This is a genomic window from Enterococcus sp. AZ071, from assembly GCF_050499065.1.
GTDB lineage: Bacteria > Bacillota > Bacilli > Lactobacillales > Enterococcaceae > Enterococcus_A > Enterococcus_A ferrettii.
The window spans coordinates 3,021,998-3,040,601 of record NZ_JBIPAS010000001.1 but is presented as its reverse complement, the minus strand read 5'-3'; the positions used below and the strand labels follow the sequence as shown (position 1 = coordinate 3,040,601).

Sequence of the window (18,604 nt, the reverse complement as noted above, 5' to 3'; positions counted from 1 at the left end):
AATTTCTTGAAAATCTACTTTTTGAACAAACAATTTTCCAGAAAACATACCTGATTTTCAAACAGGTTTAAATAACCTTCGTTTTCTATTTCCTTCCCATTGACATTTATTCAGCTAGCCTTTAGACTGTAACCTACAATAACTAAATACGAGATGCCTCAATCAATGAGGTAGAGGTCGCGAAGCTTATTAATCCTGTGGAGTGCAAGAGACATGAAGAAGCAGGTCTAGGAAGTTTCGCCGAAATGTACAGAATTCTCTTTTTGTTCTGTATGTTGGGACGCAAGCGAATAACTTGCGGACTGTCTTAGCAGTGATGCTAAGTTGCGCTATGTTTTGTGAGAGGAACATCTTATAGTTGCAAGCGGCCTTTGTTTTCTGGCGGCTTTTTTCTTTTTGTTGGATTTACTTCGCAAGAACAGGCACCTGTCTCGTTTATCATAGTAAAGGGGAGAAAAACATGAACAAAAGATTTTTTTCAGTTATCGCATTTATCGCTTTGTTTGTATCATTTCTAGGTCTGCCGCTGGTGTCACAGGCAGATGATAAAACACCAGAAGGAGAACTGCGGGTCGGCATGGAAGCCGGCTATGCTCCATTTAACTGGACGCAAAAGGATGATCGCAACGGCGCGGTCCAAATCCAAGGAGATAAATCCTATGCGGGTGGTTACGACGTCGAGATTGCAAAGAGAATCGCTGATAAAATGAATCGTAAGCTGGTCATCGTTAAGACTGAATGGGATGGCCTGTTGCCAGCCTTACAATCAGGCAAAATTGATGCCGTTATTGCAGGGATGTCACCGACGGAGGAACGACGTAAGGAAATTGACTTCTCTGATGATTATTATGAATCACAGCTAGTTATTATTACTCGCAAGGATTCCAAATATGCAAAAGCTACTTCCTTAAAAGACTTCTCTGGAGCAAAAATTACTGCCCAGCTAAGTACGTTCCATTATGGCGTTATTGATCAAATTCCCAATGTAAACAAACAGCAGGCCATGGATAATTTCCCTGCTATGCGAGTTGCCCTAGAATCAGGTACGATTGATGGGTATGTCGGTGAACGTCCTGAAGGGGTCACCGTTGAATCAGTAAATCCAGATTTGAACATGGTAGAGTTTCCAGAGGGTCAAGGATTCCAGACTAACCCAGAGGACGTGCAGGTATCTGTAGGTATGCGTAAAGGTGATCCTGTATTATCCGAAGTAAATCAGGTTTTAAGCACTATTTCTGCTGATGAACGTACGGATATTATGGATCAGGCGATTAAAAATCAGCCGGCTAGCGAAGAATCTACTACAGAAAGCGGCAAGCAAGAAAATGTATTTGTCCGTATCTTGAAACAAAATGGCATGATGTTCTTACGAGGAACAGGTATGACTCTGTTGTTAGCAATTGTTGGTACGACTGTTGGTACTGGAATCGGCTTGTTAATCGGGGTCTTTCGGACTATACCTGAATCAAAAAATAGCGCCAAACGCGGTATGCAAAAGGTGGTTGGCTGGCTGCTGAATGCATATATCGAAATTTTCCGCGGTACACCAATGATCGTTCAATCAGCCGTTATCTACTATGGAATTGCGATGGCTTTCGGAATCGACTTGAACCGAACCGCCGCTGCTTTGTTTATCGTTTCAATTAACACCGGAGCGTATATGTCTGAAATTGTCCGTGGTGGTATCTACTCGGTTGATAAAGGCCAGTTTGAAGCAGCTCACGCGATTGGGATGACTCATGGACAAACCATGAGTAAAGTGGTATTGCCACAAGTATTGCGCAACATTTTACCGGCAACTGGTAATGAATTGGTAATCAATATCAAGGATACTTCTGTTTTAAGTATTATTTCTGTTTCTGAGTTGTTCTTCCAAGGGAAATCCGCGGCTGGAACCAACTATCTGTTCTTCCAAACCTACTTCATTATCTGTGTAATTTATTTTGTCTTAACCTTCTCAGCCACTCGTCTATTGCGCCTTGTCGAGAAGAAAATGGATGGCCCAGATGCTTACGCACGTTTAGAAGAAACCGACGTTGCAATTGAAGCAGACAAATAATTTTAGGAGGTATTCTTATGGACAGCATTATTCAAATCGAACACTTGAAAAAAAGCTTTGGCGATAACCTCGTCTTAAAAGATATTAATATGACCGTGAATAAAGGCGAAGTTGTGACCATTATCGGGGCATCCGGTTCTGGTAAATCAACATTCCTGCGTTGCATTAATTTACTAGAAGCACCGACTGGCGGGAAAATCCTTTATAAAGGTGAAAACGTCTTAGCGGATGGCTATAACCTGCCAAAATATCGTACTCATTTAGGCATGGTTTTCCAATCCTTTAACCTGTTTAACAACATGAATGTTTTACAAAACTGTATGAGCGGCCAATTAACGGTGCTGAAACGCAACGAGGAGGAAGCTCGCAAGGTAGCGACTGAAAACCTGGAAAAAGTTGGAATGGCTCGTTTCATTGATGCTAAACCAGCTCAATTATCCGGTGGTCAAAAACAACGGGTGGCCATCGCTCGTGCATTGTCAATGAATCCTGAAGTAATGTTGTTTGATGAACCAACCTCTGCCCTAGATCCAGAGATGGTTGGTGATGTGTTAAGCATCATGAAAAACTTGGCAGAATCTGGCTTAACCATGGTCGTGGTAACTCACGAAATGGCCTTTGCCAAAGAAGTTTCTGACCGGGTCATCTTTATGGATCAAGGCTTGATTGCTGAAGAAGGCTCACCAGAGGACATCTTCGTTCGACCAAAGGAAGCCCGTACCAAAGAATTCCTGCGTCGGGTACTTCATCCAGAACCATAAAGTTAAAAGGAGCTTGATCATTCGATCAGGCTCCTTTTTTTGCAGGAAGTATCTTATGATAATACTCATCCGCCTTGCGATATGAAACGACCCACAAGCCAGATACCAAAAAGCGTCCCAGCATGCCGACTGCCGGATAAATAAACACGCCAGCCAATAAAATTAAATTAATAATCATTGACAAGCGGCTACGTTTATCGCGGCTTAAAACCTTCACTACATGACTATTGGGATCATTGGCTTGAATCACTTTTTTTGAAAATATGCCGAATGAAAAACTCCACATCCCATAAACCACTACATAAGCCAGCTCAGGCCAAAATTGATTGGGATTACGACCTACCCAGCTGGTAACTGCTGGACACAGCGTCAGCCAAAACAGCCAGAAAATATTGGCCCAAATCACTCCATAATTTATTTTCTCTGCCATCTGCATAACGCGATGATGATTCACCCAAATCACCGCTACAAAGATAAAACTAACTACGTAGGCTAATAGTGTGTTAAATATACTATAAAGAGATGCAAATGTCGGCGGATCTGGAATCTGAATATCTAAGACCAGGACGGTCAAAACAATTGCGACCACTCCATCAGTGAATGCTTCGAGTCTTGATTTTGTCATGTTTATCACCTTCATGCACAGCATACACGAAAAAAACATTTCCTGCATAAATTTAAACTTTTATAGCGGTTTCGTACCTATAAACTGACAGTTTTTAACAAATAAAGTACAATGTAGACAAGTCTCGGCTATTAAGCCTGTAAAGGAGGAAAATAAGATGCTTTATGAAGAACTGATGCTTGATTCATCGCTCCTTCTACGTTTTAAAATTTTCCACTATTTGAATCAATCCAGTATGCAAATTTTTCCAGTCAACCAATTATCTGATGTAATGGATTTGAACTACCAGCAAACAGTAATTGAATTAAATGAAATTGATCAAGAATTAAAAGATATCCATCCAGAGCACGAAAGTATTATGATGCGGGCCGGGAAGATTAATTTAGATAATCTCTCAGCTACTGTTGATGAGTACCGTTATCATTTATTGAAACAGTCTGTGCCATTCCAATTCATCTTATATTTTTTAAATGAAGAGATACCTACAATTAAAGCTTTTTGCGATGAATATTTTGTCAGCCGCTCCACTATTTCCCGTAAGATCAATCGGTTAAAACGCTATTTAAAAACCTTTAACTTACGTTTTACATACACCGAAGCAGGAATGTCTGGAGATGAACGACTGATTCGAATTGCGCTGTTTGATATTTTATGGTTAGGAACTCGAGGGTTAGATTATCCTCTGGAAGTCAATCAACAATTAGTAGATCAATCTGTTGAAACCTTTCAATCCTATTTTCCGCTGTCTCGTACCTATTTCGGCGTGCGGGAATTACGTTTATTCGCGGGAATTTCCCTACTGCGTCTAAACAAACAACATTTCACTAAATACGATTCACGCTACAATTTCTTGATGAAGGACAATCCTTACTACGATTTTACTTCACTAGGAAAAATTATTGACGTGCCATTAACCACTAGACAATTAAAGGGTGAGACCAGTTTCATTTATTTTCTGGCTCATTATGCTCCTTTTTATACTGTTCGTGATGACAGCAGTCTGAAGCAAACGATCCATGATTTTGATACTCGGCCAAACCCGGTGAATGCTTTTGTAACTGAATTTCGCCGTTTTGGCAAAAAGGCTCTATTTCCAGACAAGCCAGAGATTTTGGATGATCCATTGATTATCGGCAATCTGTTAAATATAACTTTTGCCTACTATATCTTCCGGCAACCCTTTCCAAATATCATGAGTATGGTGTTTAAGCCGAGTCAAAATCAGTCTTATGGTGAACATGTAATAGAACAAAACATTATGAATTTCATGCAAATAGTCGGTGAAAATCCTGACTATCAGTTCATACGTCCCGTGGGTGTACTGCTAGGAAAATCCTTCAAACACTTACTGATGCCCAGCTTCAATCAATTTCCTTATGCTCAGAATTTAAGGCTTGGAATTGCTATGGAGCATAATGCCATGTTTGTTCAGGAACTGTACCACTTCTTGGAGGACCTGCGCTTTGTTCAGGCAGAACCTTATGATGCTTCCTTGAAGGAGGACTATGATTTAATCATCAGCTCTTCCATGCTGTTAAGAAGCGAAAAAACGAAGCTGCCGATTTATGTTCTCGATCATAATTACAAAGAAAAAGATCTCATCCCTCTATACACGAAGCTGCGAGAAATTTATGGTCAGAAAAACCGGGCAAATGCGAAGTCATAAGAAATCGTTAAAGAAAAAGAAAAATTCAACGAACAAAATTCATCGATTTCCTATTCTTTGATCATGATTCTGTCACATTTAGCTTGTATTATATAGACATACCAACAAACAACCCTAACACTTTTTCATTTTTTAACTCCTTGCCTGCCGGCCACCCACCGGCAGGCTTTCTTGTTGTCGATTCTGTTTTTTGCAGATTATTAGGTCAGATTAATCCATTGGCTGGGCTTGTTAAAATTCGGAAGAAAAGTCAATTTTCCAGAAACTTAAAGATATATGATGAAGTTTATTAGAGCGTTTTTTTGATATTGACTCTATTTCTTATCATTCTGAGGAAAAATGAGTTTTTCAGAACCTATATAGTTAAACTCTTTTCAAGTTTTATGATTTTCCAATACTTCGTTCACAATTCTTTCACATTTTTCTTGTATTGTATATGTATACCAACAAACAACCCTAACACTTTTTCATTTTTAACTCCTTGCCTGTCGGCCACCCACCGACAGGCTCTTTTTTTAGCTATCTTACTCTCACAGGAAATAATCTAGAAATACAAGGGATCATTAAGTGTCTGTTTGCAAGCCAAGAGCACAATTATATCGTGAAAATTGCATAGCACGATTTTTTTGCAAGTTTTATGGTTTTCCCATACTTCATTCACAATTCTTTCACATCTTGCTTGTATTATATAAATATACCAACAAACAACCCTAACACTTTTTCATTTTTAACTCCTTGCCTGTCAGCCACCCACTGACAGGCTTTTTTGTATTTTTATTAATTTGATTTCAATATATGCAGAAAAATTGATAACATCTTTCAGTTAAAGAAAAACAGCAACTATGTCATAGAAACATTTTTAAAGTTTTCCAACACTTCATTCATAGTTCTTTCACATCTTGCTTGTATTATATAAGTATACCAACAAACAACCCTAACACTTTTTCATTTTTAACTCCTTGCCTGTCAGCCACCCACTGACAGGTTTTTTTAGGTGTTTCTAAAGTTTTTCTTGCCTATACGATTTTTCAACGTTTGTCAAGACTAAATTCATGACTTTTTCACATTTATCTTGTAGTATATAAGCATACCAACAAACAACCCTAACACTTTTTCATTTTTTTAACTCCTTTTCCCGTCGGCCACCCACCGACGGGTTGTTTTTTTGCCAGTCCAACTTTTTACAGCTTATCCTGCTCGATGCAAATTCTAAAAATATTCCATCATCTCAGCTTCATGCTGTTTAGTTGGATGGTAGGCGTTCGATATTATTTTCAGTTTAGAAGGCTCAGGCCTTATTTTTTTATCTAAAAAACCATTTCAGCACAAAAAAATGGAACCAGTTTTCTGATTCCATTTTGTCTGACTTATTTATTTTTTAGTTTCGAAAAGTGGACTGACTGGTTTGTTTTCATGAATACGTTTAATTGCATCCCCCATCAATTCACCTACACTGATTTCGTCAATTTTATCGATTTTGCGATCATCTGACAAATAGATTGAATCAGTTACTACTAAATGTTCAATTGCAGAGTCTTGGATACGTTGCATAGCAGGGCCGGATAACACAGGGTGCGTACAAGATGCATAAACTTGTTTTGCTCCTGCTTCTTTTAAAGCATTGGCTGCTAAGGTAATGGTACCGGCTGTATCGATCATATCATCGATAATCACACAAGTTTTACCATCAACGTTTCCGATGATGTTCATTACTTCCGCTACGTTCGCTTTTGGTCGTCGTTTGTCGATAATCGCAATCGGCGCTTTCAAAAATTCGGCCAATTTACGCGCACGAGTTACGCCGCCATGGTCAGGAGAGACAACAACTACATCATCGCCGCAAACACCTTGTTCAATAAAGTAATTAGCGATTAAAGGTGCCCCCATCAAATGATCCACTGGAATATCAAAGAATCCTTGGATCTGTGAAGCATGCAGGTCCAATGTTAACAGGCGAGTTGCTCCTGCTTTTTGGATCATGTTTGCAACTAGCTTCGCTGTAATCGGTTCACGAGCACGAGCTTTTCGATCTTGACGTGCGTAGCCATAATAAGGCATTACTACGTTAATAGTTTTTGCACTTGCACGTTTTAGAGCATCAATCATGATTAATAGTTCCATCAAATTATCATTTACCGGACTACTGGTTGACTGAATAACATAGACATGCGCACCACGAATACTTTCTTCGATATTGACCTGAATTTCGCCATCGCTAAATTGCGTTACTGAGCTTTTTCCTAACTGCACACCTACAGCATCAGCAATTTTTTCTGCTAACGGACGATTCGAGTTCAAGGCAAAGATTTTCAATCTTGGATCAAAATACTGTTTTGACATGGGTCCCTCCACTTTCTTTTTGCATACGTTACCGATTATATACTATTTCAAGTAAAATACTAGTCATTTTTCTAAAGGAAATCAAGCTATCCAGCTCAAAATTTAGAAAGGAATATGGGATGCGTAGCCTTCCTTGTTCACTTGTCTAGCTCGTGCGATTGCCATATCTCCACGTTTTACGTCTTCGGTAATCGTCGATCCGGCAGCCATTACACTGTGATCCTCTATATTAAGCGGTGCAACCAAATTAGATCCAGAGCCGATAAATACATGGTCACCAACCGTTGTATGGTGCTTGTTCTTACCATCATAGTTAACAAAAACAACTCCGCAGCCGACATTAATATCTTGACCTAAGGTGGCATCTCCAACATACGTTAGGTGGCCAACTTTAGTTTGTTCACCGATGGTAGCTTTTTTGGTTTCTACAAAGTTTCCGATATGCGCATGCTCACCGATATCTGATTGAGGGCGTAAATGAGCATACGGTCCTACATCCGCATTTTTGCGAACAATACTTTCCTCAACTACTGAAGATTTAATTTCAACATTGTCTTCGATCGTGCTGTCGACAATTTTCGAATGGGCACCAATTACACAATCCGCACCAATCACTGTCTTGCCTTGTATTTGCACACCAGGCTCAATGATTGTATCTGATCCGATTTCTATGCCGGCATCAATATAAGTGCTGGCTGGATCAATAAAGCTGACACCATTAACCATGTGCATTTTGTTAATTCGTTCCCGCATGATTTGATTTGCTTTTGCCAAGGCAATGCGATCATTTACACCTAAAGACTCTTCAAAGTCTTCCGTTTGGTACGCAGCCACGGTTTTGTCTTCGCCCTTTAAAATTTCAACGATATCAGTTAAGTAATATTCACCTTGAACATTGTCGGTACCGATTTTTGCCAAAGCTTCGAACAAAGCCTGGTTATCGAAGCAATAAGTTCCTGTGTTGATCTCTTGTACCCGTGCTTCTTCCAGGGTTGCATCCTTTTGTTCAACAATTTTCTCAACGATGCCTACATGATCTCGCAAAATCCGACCATAGCCGGTTGGATCTTCTGCATGAGCCGTTAAAATCGTAGCACTTGCCTTTTTCCCTTGATGATAATCAAATAAGTTGTCTAAGGTTTGTGTTGTTAATAGTGGTGTGTCGCCACTGATAACTAGGGTCGTACCCTTTTTGTCTTTTAGAAATTCAGCTGCCTGCAATACTGCATGGCCCGTTCCCAGCTGCTCTGCCTGCAACGCATACTGACTGCGTTCACCTAATTGGGCCTTCACTTTTTCTGCGCCATGTCCCACAATAGTTACAATTTCTTTCGGGCTGGTTTCAATTACCCGTTCAATGATGTGTTCCACCATCGGTTTGCCCGCTACTGGATGCAGCACCTTGTACAGTTTTGATTTCATGCGAGTTCCTTTACCCGCAGCCAAAATAATGGCGTATCGATTTTCCAAAATAGTCACTCCTACTTTCGTAATCCTTCTCTGATTAAGTGTAGCTCACTGCGTATCCATTTTCAATTGGCAATAAAATAAGCAAGGAACCCTTGCTTATTCGTTGAAACAATTCCCTGGTACCACTGTAATGGTCTTTGTACTGGTATCGACGTCTTTTACATAAAGCAAGGAACGGTAATCAGTAATTGCTCGTTCACCCTTAAAACGTGATTCAGCAAATACAGTAATCCCTACCAATTCAGCCTCGAATTCTTCGATTAGACTCTTCATTCCGTTGACGGTGCCGCCGCCCTTCATAAAGTCATCCACGATCAAGACTCTTGAGCCACGTTTTAAACTGCGCTTAGACAGTTCCATTTTTTCAATCCGTTCAGAGGAGCCAGAAACATAATTTACACTTACTGTAGAGCCTTCAGTAATCTTTGAGTCACGACGAACAATGACAAAAGGTACGTTTAAGTAGTAGGACACCGCTTGAGCGATCGGTACCCCCTTGGTTGCTACTGTCATTACAGCATCGATTTCTTTATCTAAATATTGCGCAGCGATAATTCTTCCCACCATCCGCAGCAGGTCAGGTTGACCCAGCATGTCAGATAAATATACGTATCCGCCTGGCAACAAACGATCTTCTTCTGATAAGCGATCGGCTAATGATTCAATATATTCCTTCGCGGCTTCTTTAGTAATGCTCGGTGTGTAAACCACACCTCCGGCTGCTCCAGGAATTGTTTCTAAAAAACCAGTCCCTCGTTCCTTAAAGGTCTTTTTCACAATTGCTAAATCTTCACTGATGGATGATTTCGCTGAACGGTAACGGGCAGCAAAAAAAGTCAGCGGAATTAACGTATGAGGGTGGTCTAGTAAATACTGCGTTGTATCGATCAAACGCTCACTGCGACGAATTTTCACGTCATTTTCACTCCTATCCTAATCTATCGTTACTCATTATAAGGGTTTAGCCCGAAAAATTCGAGCATTTTCTGGTTTTTGACGGAAAAAGTTCGGCTTTTCTAATAAATTGCATAAAAAGAGAGGAGAAGCCTTCGCTTTCCTCTAATCATTTTGGTTTCTTTTTCGTTGAAACAGCATTTTCAGCCGACGAAATACGTTCATCAGCAAGAATAGACCAATAAAGCACAGCGTAATCGTTGCTCCTGGTGGAATATCCATATAGAAGGTACTGGTCAATCCGATGATAATTCCAATCAATCCGATGATCACACTAATTAGAATAACCACATTAAAGCTCTTGCCCGCACGCATTCCTGTTGCTGCCGGAACGATCATAATTGCTGAAATCAGCAGAGCACCTGCAATTGGAATCATCACTGCAATTGCCACACCGGTTACCACGTTAAAAATCATAGACATTAGCCGGACTGGCAATCCATCAACTGCTGCAATGTCTTCATCAAAGGTCAACACATACATTGGCCGTCTGAATAGGAAGAACAAAATAGCAACTAGGACGAATAAGGCGCCTAAAAAGCCAACCTGCGGCCAAGTAACCGTAATGATCGAGCCGAACAAATAAGACTGGATACTGATAGCTGAGCTGCCCGGAGCCAACTTCATCAATACTAAAGCAATCGCTAAGCCAGCGGCCATCAAAATCGCAATTGAGATCTCTGAGTAAGAGCTGTACATATTCTGCAAGTACTCCATCATAATTGCTGCTACGACCACAACCAGCAAGGTCGTCAAAGTTGGATTCAAATTTAAGAAAAATCCTAAGGCTACCCCTGCCAGCGAAACATGAGACAAGGTATCAGCCATTAGCGACTGCCGACGAATCACTAGAAAGACTCCCAGCATCGGTGCAATCCCCGCAATAAAAATCCCTGCCAAGAAGGCTCGGATCATGAATTCATATGAAAGCAGCGCCATTGAGAATCCTCCTTCCGCACTAAACGGATTTGCCGATCCACATAGCCCTTAATATCATCGTGATCATGGGTGATCATTAAAATACTTTTTCCATGCTCATGAGCACTGTGCTGCAGCAATTCGTAAAAATTGTTCCGAGAATGTTCATCCATCCCGGTTGTTGGTTCATCCAGGATAAACAAATCAGGATCATTAGCAAAAATCCGGGCCAAGCTGATCCGCTGTTTTTGTCCACCAGACAGCTCACCCACTCGTTTATGCCGCATATTCCACATACCTACGGCCTCCAAAGCTTTTTTTACATGTGCGTGGTCCCGCTCCGTTAATTTTTTGAACCATTTCCCCTTAGGATAGCGCCCTGAGTTGACCAATTCCAACACTGTGCTGGGAAAGCCAGCATTAAAGGAAGCAACCTGCTGGGGAATGTACCCCATCTGTAATTTACCCCCCGCCGTATTTTGTTTGGCAATCGTCACTTGACCACTGCTGGGCTTTAAAAGGCCAAGCGTAGCCTTAATCAGTGTGGATTTGGCTGCTCCGTTTTCACCAGTTAAAATGACAAACTCCCCCGGGTCTACATGGTAGGAAACATTTTCCAATACAGGCTCATCATCGTAGTAAAAAGAAAGATTTTCTACTTGTATATAAGACATTGTCATTTCTCCTTATTTCTTACTTAATACTTTCTTTCAGTGCGGCTAGGTTTTCTTCCATCACAGTCAAATAGCTCTCGCCGTCTTTCATTTGTTGATTCGTTAAGCTTTCCAGCGGATTTAGCACTTCCAATTTAACCCCTGTTTCCTGTGATAAGGTTTCAGCTACTTTAGAAGAAGCATTTTCTTCAAAATAAATCACGCTGACATGGTTATCATCAACGTAGTGCTTCAATTCACTCAAACGAGCAGGTGAAGGCTCCTGATCTGGTGAAACTCCTGCAATCGCTTCTTGTGTTAGGCCATATTGCTTAGCTAAATAGCCAAAGGCCGCATGCTGCGTCACAAATGTTTTGTTGGAGGCATCCGTGAAGGCTGCTTGGTACTTCTGATCCAAGTCTTGCAGCTTTTTAATGTAGTTTGCTGCATTTTTTTCAAAAACGTCTTTATCATCAGGATACTTCTTACTTAAATCATCACGAATAGTCTCTACCTCTTTGATTGCTAAGACAGGATCTAACCATACATGAGGGTCTAACACATGGCTATGGTCGTGTTCTTCTTCGCCCTCTTCTTCAGAACCTTCCATTAAAGAAATGCCCTTAGAGGCTTCAACAATTGCCGTCTTTTTGGTGTCGACAGTGTCTGTCAGGTTTTTCACCCATGTTTCTAATTCCGGACTGTTATAAACAAAGACATCCGATTCTGCTATTTTCGCTAGATCCTTAGCAGAGGGTTCATAGTCGTGAGGTTCCGTACCAGCTGGAATTAACAGCTTCACATCGCCTTTATCACCGACTACCTCTTTTGTGAATTCATACATGGGGTAAAAAGTCGTCATGACTTGCAGTTTATCGTTTTTTACAGTGTCTTGCTTCTGATTGCCGCATGCAGCCAGCAGACCTGCCGCAGCTATTGCTACTATGAAAAGAATACTTTTTTTCATTTTATTTCACACCTTTCAAATGCTTTTGATCTAAAACAATCTAACAGATGTTTTTCTATCCGTCAACTCAAAGCGTAAATTTTACGTTTTAATAAATAAAAAGCTTATCAAACCGTAAAATACATGTCAATTTATTCATATGACGAAAAATAAATATATTTGAATAGCGTTATTTTTTGTTAGCTTCAGCTGTCAAAAACAGAAAAAAAGACCCACAAGTGGATCTTACTTTAAGGTTCGAACAAGATAGACTTCATCACAGAACCCTTTTAATGCATTGTAAATATGTTGTGCCCGTGAACGCTTGTGGCATAACCCATAAACCGTGGGACCGCTGCCGCTCATCATCGCGGCATCCGCTCCATATTTCAGCATTCGGTCTTTGATTCTTTGAATAATCGGGTGTTTCTTGATCGTTACTACTTCCATCGAATTTCCCAAGTTTTCAGTCATCATCTGATAGTCCTGCGTTTCAATCGCCTTGATTAAAGCCGAGATGTCAGGATGGTATAAGTCCTCCATAACAATCTGCGAAAAAATACTGCGGGTTGAAACACTCATTCGCGGCTTCACCACCACTACCCAGCACTGGGGCATCGATGGCAGCAGTGTTACCTTTTCGCCAAAGCCTTCAACCAATGCGGTCTGACTATATACACAATAAGGAACATCCGAGCCCACTTCAGCTCCTAAAGCCGCCAGCTCTTCAATCGATAAGCCAAGCTGCCACAGACGATTCACTGCCCGCAAGGCAGCAGCAGAATCCGTCGAGCCACCGCCTAAACCAGCTGCAACCGGAATCTGCTTATGGATATGCACCTTCAATCCAGTGTCGATCTGATAACGATCCTTCACCAGCTCCAATGCTTCATACACATGATTCTTCTTGTCAGTGGGTAAGAAAGCCTTATTGGTTTCAATGATAATTTTATTTTTAGGAATTTCCTCTAGATGCAAACGATCCGCCAGATCAATACTTGCCATAACCATTGATAATTCATGCAAGCCATCTGGACGTTTACCAAGAATGTCCAAGCCAAGATTAATCTTAGCCGGCGCTTTTTCCATGATTTCCATTTTCTCACCTATTCAAATTTTTCACTAGGAAATTCTATCATAGCTCCTCGTAAAAGTATAGTTACTCCATTTTATCATGCTTTCGATATTATCGGTTGAATATTTTCTCAGGAACGCTTACGATTAAAGAAAAAGGAAAGAAGGAGAGCATTATGGCAGGACTATTTCCAAGAAAAGACTGGTTAGACGGAGAAGAGTTAGTCGGACGATTGTTGAACAGCTTTGGCGATGATCGAAAGTTAAACGTGGACGTAAAAGAGTTTCCTGAGCGCTATGAAGTGACCGCAGACTTACCTGGCTTTACTAAAGAAGAGATTACGGTTGAGTACGACAGCGAAATCTTAGCTATTTCAGCTGAACACTCGATTAGCAAAGAAGAGGATACTGGCCGCTATTTACGAAAGGAACGATCCACCACGGCTCTGCGTCGTCAATTTGTTGTAAAGAATGTGGCGGAAGATCAAATCGCTGCGGCTTTTGAAAATGGCGTGCTCACCCTAACGTTACCTAAAATTGAAGCCGATCGCCCACCCCGTAAAAAAATTGATATCCAATAAAAAATACGACCTGAACTCCTTTGGAATTCAGGTCGTATTTTTATACTTCAATCATCTCATCGGTTAAGGCGACACCCTTGTTTTTGCCCCGTCCAATCAACAGCAGCAGCTGCAATGCTGAAAATAAGAAGCTGCTGGATTTCATGTAGGCAAAATAGCGCGGCCGCCAATAATCTACGTACAAGGTTTTCTCCTCCGTTACTTGTTGGAAAGCGTAGAAGGAATTCCCATATTTATAAATCAAATTCATAATCCGCTCACCTAAGAAGGAATAGGAGGTTTCCCCCACCTTAGCCAAAGGAGCCATCCCTTGATAGACCTGTTGAACTCCCTGCCGTTTCATTTCGTCCATCAGCTGAAGCTTCAGGAAGGTGGGCAGCTCTTTAGGAACATCATTACGATAACGCAGCAAATCATACGAGCTGCGGTTAGCATCGATCGGCTGTTTGGAAATGAACCCCACAATCCGATTAGCTGGGTCTCTGACGATCCCCACCTGACTCGCGTCAAGATAAGCACGGTCAAAGCGTCCGACAGAAAAATGCTTTTCCTTTTCTCCGTTTAACCATTCCTCTGAGATCTCCCGCATTTCTTCATAGACTTCATCTGGAATTGTTTTGAAATAAATGAACTGGTAACCTTCATTCGTCAACCGTTTAAATTCGAAACGGTCAGAAAAGACTTCCCTCGGATGAGAACGAAAATCAGTCACACCATTTTCTCCAATTTTATCAAAATGGAAGCCTAAATCATGCAGCAGCAAAACATAGTCATCGGAAATCTTATAAAAGGCTAACTGGTAACCTAAACGATCTGCATGCTCCAGAAAAGCAATCGTTGCAGCCTGCCACTTTTCCCGATTACCGATAGGATTTCCTAAGACAAAACACTTATTCGCTTTCGTTTGAAACCCAAAAACAATCTGATCGTTGCCATTTTCCTGATAATAATAGTACGTATAGCCTGGTAAGCGCAAATAATGGCCTGCCGCAGTTCCACCATAACGGTTAATTAAGTAACTGAACCGTTTCTCATCCCAAGTTGTTCCCAATTCTTCCTTGCCTTGAGTCAGGTACTGGTACAAAAGTGCCAGACACAAAATTGAAAGAATCAAGCCAACAATTCCTGAAACCCAGATTTCCTCTGAAGGAAAGGCGAAGTAACGATTAGGAATAGCTTCCGCTCGCCAAAATTGTCCACTGTGATAACCAGCTACTGCATAGAAAATAAACAAGATTCCAAAAATCAAACCATCGACAATCAGCGCTCCCCATGAATAAACAAAACGTTTTCGTGAAAATTCCTTACGCGATGCCCAGACAATCAGAAGGACAATCAGATAAGCAACAATTAAACGCAAAGAAGCGGTCTTAGAAACCGTATTAACAATCCCAAAGACCAACAGTACAATTGTCGGCCAAAATGCTTTACGTACTTTCTCAGCAATCCCACGGGCCAATCCCAATAGCAGGAAGCCAACTAGCAGATTCAAGGTTTGATCCAAAAAATCGAAGGAATAAGGCAGCAGTACTTCAAATAGACGGCTTAAATTCGAGAGGTTGGTAAAGGTTGATAATAGAATCATCATGATTCCGGCAAAATACACGGCACACACTAACACCGCATGAGCTGCCTTTTGTGATAAAATACGAGGCAAATTATCAAAATAACGGTTCATTCGTACACTGGTACTGGTCAAGAAGATCAGAATACCTGATAAGAATGGCAGTAAATAATAAAATACCCGATAAAACAGAATCCAAACGACTGCCTGACTTTGACTTAATCCTAGATGTCCTAACCCTAGAATCATCATGACATCAAAGGTACCAGCTCCTCCAGGAATCATGGTAAGCATCCCAAAGCCGGTGGCGATAATAAACATCGGATATACTGCACTGATCGCCAATTCAATCCCCATCAGGTGGCCCACTGTTAAAAATACAGCCAAAGCCCCCAGCCATTGACCTAATGAGGCCAAAAAGAGAATCGCAATTCGTTTGAGCTTAAACTCCTTAAATAAGGTCTTTCGGCGAGAATAAACCAGTGCTCCTAAAAGTGGCGCAAAAACACCACCTAATAATAGCCAAATGCGGTATCTTACAAAGGGGTTATCCTGGCGAAATAGAAATAAATCCAAGGCAGTAATGAAGGCTAGTATCGACAGTCCGCTCAACATAAACAAAGCAATTTTTGAGACGGTTGCCAAAACTTTTTTTCTTTCCATATTTTTGCCATAAAAACTCGCCCGCAGGCTTGCTCCTACGACCCCGCCAAATCCAGCTAAGTTATTTATCGTATTTGTCGTCCAAGCGGCAATCAGCCAATCACTGACATCCATCCGGGGACGACCTTCATCTTCTAATGTTCTAATCGCTACATAGTCATATAGGAGCATCGGGACTACACCAGCCAAACCGGCTCCTAGCATCCCTAGTAAAGACCACTGATCCTGCTGCTGAATCGTCTGCCAAACCTCATGCCAGCTCATCCCCTGGGCAATATGGGTTACTTGATTGGCCACGAAAAATAAAACAACACCAAAGAAAAGAATCTTCAATAAGGTAGCATGACGTTTAAACCATTCGCTCATGGGCGTCATACGTTTTTTCACTTGATTTCTCCTACTCATCTTTTCTATTATCGTAGCTTATTCTACCTCATTTGCCAACTTCAAACTGCCTAATTTTACGAACTTTTTGATAAAAAAATTGACAGACTATAAAAAAACTTTTTAAAAACAAAATAAGACAAAAATCACGAAGGATTTTTGTCTTATCAATTACTATTTGGCGTAATCAGTTGCGCGTGTTTCACGGATAACTGTTACTTTGATATGGCCTGGATAATCCAGTTCGTCTTCAATTTTGCGACGAATGTCGCGAACCAAGCGAACCGCTTCCAAGTCAGAAATTTCTTCTGGTTTAACCATTACGCGAACTTCACGTCCAGCTTGTACGGCGAAACTAGATTCAACTCCTTCAAAACTGTTGGAGATATTCTCCAAGTTTTCTAGTCGTCGAATGTAATTTTCCAATGATTCACTGCGGGCTCCTGGACGAGCTGCCGATACTGCATCAGCTGCTGCCACCAGCACCGAAATCACTGAAGTTGCTTCTGTGTCGCCATGGTGAGAAGCAATCGCATTGATCACAATTGAGTTTTCGCGGTATTTAGCTGCCAATTCGGCGCCAATCTCAACGTGAGAACCTTCAATTTCGTGATCCAAGGCTTTCCCGATATCATGCAGTAAGCCTGCACGCTGCGCCATTTGGATATCTTCTCCTAATTCGGCAGCTAAGACACCCGTCAGCTTGGCAACTTCTACGGAATGGTCTAGAACATTTTGACCATAGCTTGTTCTGAAATGCAGACGACCCAAAATCTTAATCAAATCAGGATGCAGGGTATGCGCCCCAACCTCGAATGCGGCTTGTTCACCGTATTCGCGAATGCGTTCATCCATTTCCTTACGAGATTTTTCGACCATTTCTTCAATCCGGGCTGGATGAATCCGTCCATCTTGAATCAACTTCTCTAAGGTCATGCGGGCAATTTCCCGTCTAATCGGATCAAACCCTGACAATACGACTGCTTCAGGTGTATCATCAATGATTAAGTCAATTCCAGTCAATGTTTCTAATGTGCGGATGTTCCGCCCCTCACGTCCAATGATTCGACCTTTCATCTCATCGTTTGGCAGTGTGACAACAGAAACAGTTGTCTCAGAAACAGCATCGGCTCCACAGCGTTGAATAGCCATTGCCAAAAGGTTTTTCGCTTTACGATCAACCTCTTCTTTTGCCCGCTGTTCAGATTCCTTCACCATGACTGTTAATTCATGGTTTAGTTCTTCCTCTGTTGTTCTCATGATGATATCTTTCGCTTCATCTTTAGATAATGATGCGACTTGTTCTAGTTTTGTTTGTTGTTCTTCAATTAGTTGCTCTACTTCTTTTTCTCGCTCGTCAATTAATTGCTGTCTAGCACTGAGTTTTGTTTCCTTGTCTTCCAGTGAGTTTTCACGCTTCTCTAGAGAATCATCTTTACGATCTAAAGTCTGTTCTCTTTGAAGCAAGCGATTTTCTTGCGTTTTTAGTTCTTGTTTGCTTTCTTTCAACTCACTTTCAATTTGTGCTCGATACTGCTGGTTTTCTTCTTTGGCTTCCAACAAAGCTTCTTTTTTTAAGGTTTCAGCTTCTTTTCTTGCTTGAATAATAATCCCTCTAGCTGAGTTTTGTGCCCCATCAATTTCTTTTTCATGACGTGATTTGGCAACCATGAATCCTAAACCAAGACCGACAATTAAACCGATGATAGCGAGGAGAATAGGAACTGTCATTGAATCCACCTCCGTACTATCTTATTTTTTTTATGTGTAGTTTTTTGATAAACGTGGTTAAAATTATCAATATGCCTACTTGCATGCGTGTGTATAGTCACACAACTTTATTCTAATGTTTGAAAGATAGGGTGTCAACTTTATTTGACGGATGCCATTGTTTTTAGCATAAATAAAATACCTGCAGAATCTTTTTAAATCCTTTCAATCTTTTC

14 protein-coding genes and 1 riboswitch are annotated in these 18,604 nt (G+C 41.0%); of the genes, 4 read left to right on the top strand and 10 right to left on the bottom strand.

Going from position 1 to position 18,604, the window contains the following annotated elements; translation table 11 throughout:
• Nucleotides 1–163: 163 nt before the first annotated feature.
• Nucleotides 164–340, top strand: a riboswitch (Lysine riboswitch).
• 120 nt (nt 341–460) lie between these two features.
• Nucleotides 461–2,059, top strand: coding sequence for an ABC transporter permease subunit (locus IGI49_RS14965; RefSeq protein WP_429962338.1), 1,599 nt, complete (start codon nt 461–463; stop codon nt 2,057–2,059).
• Nucleotides 2,060–2,076: 17 nt separating this feature from the next.
• Nucleotides 2,077–2,820 (top strand): amino acid ABC transporter ATP-binding protein, encoded by a 744-nt coding sequence (locus IGI49_RS14960; protein ID WP_207704857.1) that lies wholly within the window; start codon nt 2,077–2,079, stop codon nt 2,818–2,820.
• 25 nt (nt 2,821–2,845) lie between these two features.
• Here the strand turns inward: IGI49_RS14960 and IGI49_RS14955 are convergent, their stop codons facing one another.
• Nucleotides 2,846–3,445 (bottom strand): TMEM175 family protein, encoded by a 600-nt coding sequence (locus tag IGI49_RS14955; protein ID WP_429962337.1) that lies wholly within the window; start codon nt 3,443–3,445, stop codon nt 2,846–2,848.
• A gap of 157 nt (nt 3,446–3,602) precedes the next feature.
• Between IGI49_RS14955 and IGI49_RS14950 the strand changes: the two genes are divergently transcribed.
• Nucleotides 3,603–5,111 (top strand): helix-turn-helix domain-containing protein, encoded by a 1,509-nt coding sequence (locus IGI49_RS14950; RefSeq protein WP_429962336.1) that lies wholly within the window; start codon nt 3,603–3,605, stop codon nt 5,109–5,111.
• 1,371 nt (nt 5,112–6,482) lie between these two features.
• On the opposite strand, the gene IGI49_RS14945 is transcribed toward IGI49_RS14950, so the two are convergent.
• The 7 genes from IGI49_RS14945 to ispE form a co-directional block, all read right to left on the bottom strand.
• Nucleotides 6,483–7,451: a ribose-phosphate diphosphokinase gene (locus IGI49_RS14945; RefSeq protein WP_207701411.1), complete on the bottom strand. Its 969-nt coding sequence runs from the start codon at nt 7,449–7,451 to the stop codon at nt 6,483–6,485.
• Nucleotides 7,452–7,553: 102 nt separating this feature from the next.
• Nucleotides 7,554–8,921, bottom strand: a complete 1,368-nt coding sequence (gene glmU / locus IGI49_RS14940; protein WP_207701410.1) for a bifunctional UDP-N-acetylglucosamine diphosphorylase/glucosamine-1-phosphate N-acetyltransferase GlmU — start codon at nt 8,919–8,921, stop codon at nt 7,554–7,556.
• Between the two features lie 96 nt (nt 8,922–9,017).
• Nucleotides 9,018–9,836 (bottom strand): pur operon repressor, encoded by an 819-nt coding sequence (gene purR / locus IGI49_RS14935; protein ID WP_207701409.1) that lies wholly within the window; start codon nt 9,834–9,836, stop codon nt 9,018–9,020.
• A gap of 144 nt (nt 9,837–9,980) precedes the next feature.
• Nucleotides 9,981–10,814: a metal ABC transporter permease gene (locus IGI49_RS14930; RefSeq protein ID WP_429962335.1), complete on the bottom strand. Its 834-nt coding sequence runs from the start codon at nt 10,812–10,814 to the stop codon at nt 9,981–9,983.
• The gene (locus tag IGI49_RS14925) at nt 10,787–11,467 is read right to left on the bottom strand and encodes a metal ABC transporter ATP-binding protein (protein ID WP_429962334.1); all 681 of its coding nucleotides are present in this window, start codon (nt 11,465–11,467) and stop codon (nt 10,787–10,789) included. Before IGI49_RS14925 ends, IGI49_RS14930 begins: the two co-directional genes overlap by 28 nt.
• Before the next feature lie 19 nt (nt 11,468–11,486).
• The gene (locus IGI49_RS14920) at nt 11,487–12,413 is read right to left on the bottom strand and encodes a metal ABC transporter substrate-binding protein (RefSeq protein ID WP_429962333.1); all 927 of its coding nucleotides are present in this window, start codon (nt 12,411–12,413) and stop codon (nt 11,487–11,489) included.
• Nucleotides 12,414–12,638: 225 nt separating this feature from the next.
• Nucleotides 12,639–13,490, bottom strand: coding sequence for a 4-(cytidine 5'-diphospho)-2-C-methyl-D-erythritol kinase (gene ispE, locus IGI49_RS14915; protein ID WP_207701405.1), 852 nt, complete (start codon nt 13,488–13,490; stop codon nt 12,639–12,641).
• A gap of 152 nt (nt 13,491–13,642) precedes the next feature.
• On the opposite strand from ispE, the gene IGI49_RS14910 reads away from it, so the two are divergent.
• Complete coding sequence (locus IGI49_RS14910; protein ID WP_207701404.1) at nt 13,643–14,047, top strand: Hsp20/alpha crystallin family protein; 405 nt, start codon at nt 13,643–13,645, stop codon at nt 14,045–14,047.
• 40 nt (nt 14,048–14,087) lie between these two features.
• Here the strand turns inward: IGI49_RS14910 and mprF are convergent, their stop codons facing one another.
• The gene (gene mprF, locus IGI49_RS14905; protein WP_429964926.1) at nt 14,088–16,649 is read right to left on the bottom strand and encodes a bifunctional lysylphosphatidylglycerol flippase/synthetase MprF; all 2,562 of its coding nucleotides are present in this window, start codon (nt 16,647–16,649) and stop codon (nt 14,088–14,090) included.
• A 183-nt stretch (nt 16,650–16,832) separates the two neighbouring features.
• Nucleotides 16,833–18,389 carry a ribonuclease Y gene (gene rny / locus IGI49_RS14900; protein WP_429962332.1) on the bottom strand — a complete coding sequence of 519 codons (1,557 nt, stop codon included), beginning with the start codon at nt 18,387–18,389 and terminating at the stop codon, nt 16,833–16,835.
• Nucleotides 18,390–18,604: the final 215 nt, after the last annotated feature.

Excerpts from the sequence above, each read along its gene's own strand:
- IGI49_RS14910 (WP_207701404.1), top strand. The coding sequence starts at position 13,643 with ATGGCAGGACTATTTCCAAGAAAAGACTGGTTAGACGGAGAAGAGTTA.
- IGI49_RS14950 (WP_429962336.1), top strand. The coding sequence starts at position 3,603 with ATGCTTTATGAAGAACTGATGCTTGATTCATCGCTCCTTCTACGTTTT.
- rny (WP_429962332.1), bottom strand. The coding sequence starts at position 18,389 with ATGACAGTTCCTATTCTCCTCGCTATCATCGGTTTAATTGTCGGTCTT.
- mprF (WP_429964926.1), bottom strand. The coding sequence starts at position 16,649 with ATGACGCCCATGAGCGAATGGTTTAAACGTCATGCTACCTTATTGAAG.
- ispE (WP_207701405.1), bottom strand. The coding sequence starts at position 13,490 with ATGGAAATCATGGAAAAAGCGCCGGCTAAGATTAATCTTGGCTTGGAC.
- IGI49_RS14955 (WP_429962337.1), bottom strand. The coding sequence starts at position 3,445 with ATGACAAAATCAAGACTCGAAGCATTCACTGATGGAGTGGTCGCAATT.
- IGI49_RS14925 (WP_429962334.1), bottom strand. The coding sequence starts at position 11,467 with ATGTCTTATATACAAGTAGAAAATCTTTCTTTTTACTACGATGATGAG.
- IGI49_RS14930 (WP_429962335.1), bottom strand. The coding sequence starts at position 10,814 with ATGGCGCTGCTTTCATATGAATTCATGATCCGAGCCTTCTTGGCAGGG.
- IGI49_RS14920 (WP_429962333.1), bottom strand. The coding sequence starts at position 12,413 with ATGAAAAAAAGTATTCTTTTCATAGTAGCAATAGCTGCGGCAGGTCTG.
- IGI49_RS14965 (WP_429962338.1), top strand. The coding sequence starts at position 461 with ATGAACAAAAGATTTTTTTCAGTTATCGCATTTATCGCTTTGTTTGTA.
- IGI49_RS14960 (WP_207704857.1), top strand. The coding sequence starts at position 2,077 with ATGGACAGCATTATTCAAATCGAACACTTGAAAAAAAGCTTTGGCGAT.
- IGI49_RS14945 (WP_207701411.1), bottom strand. The coding sequence starts at position 7,451 with ATGTCAAAACAGTATTTTGATCCAAGATTGAAAATCTTTGCCTTGAAC.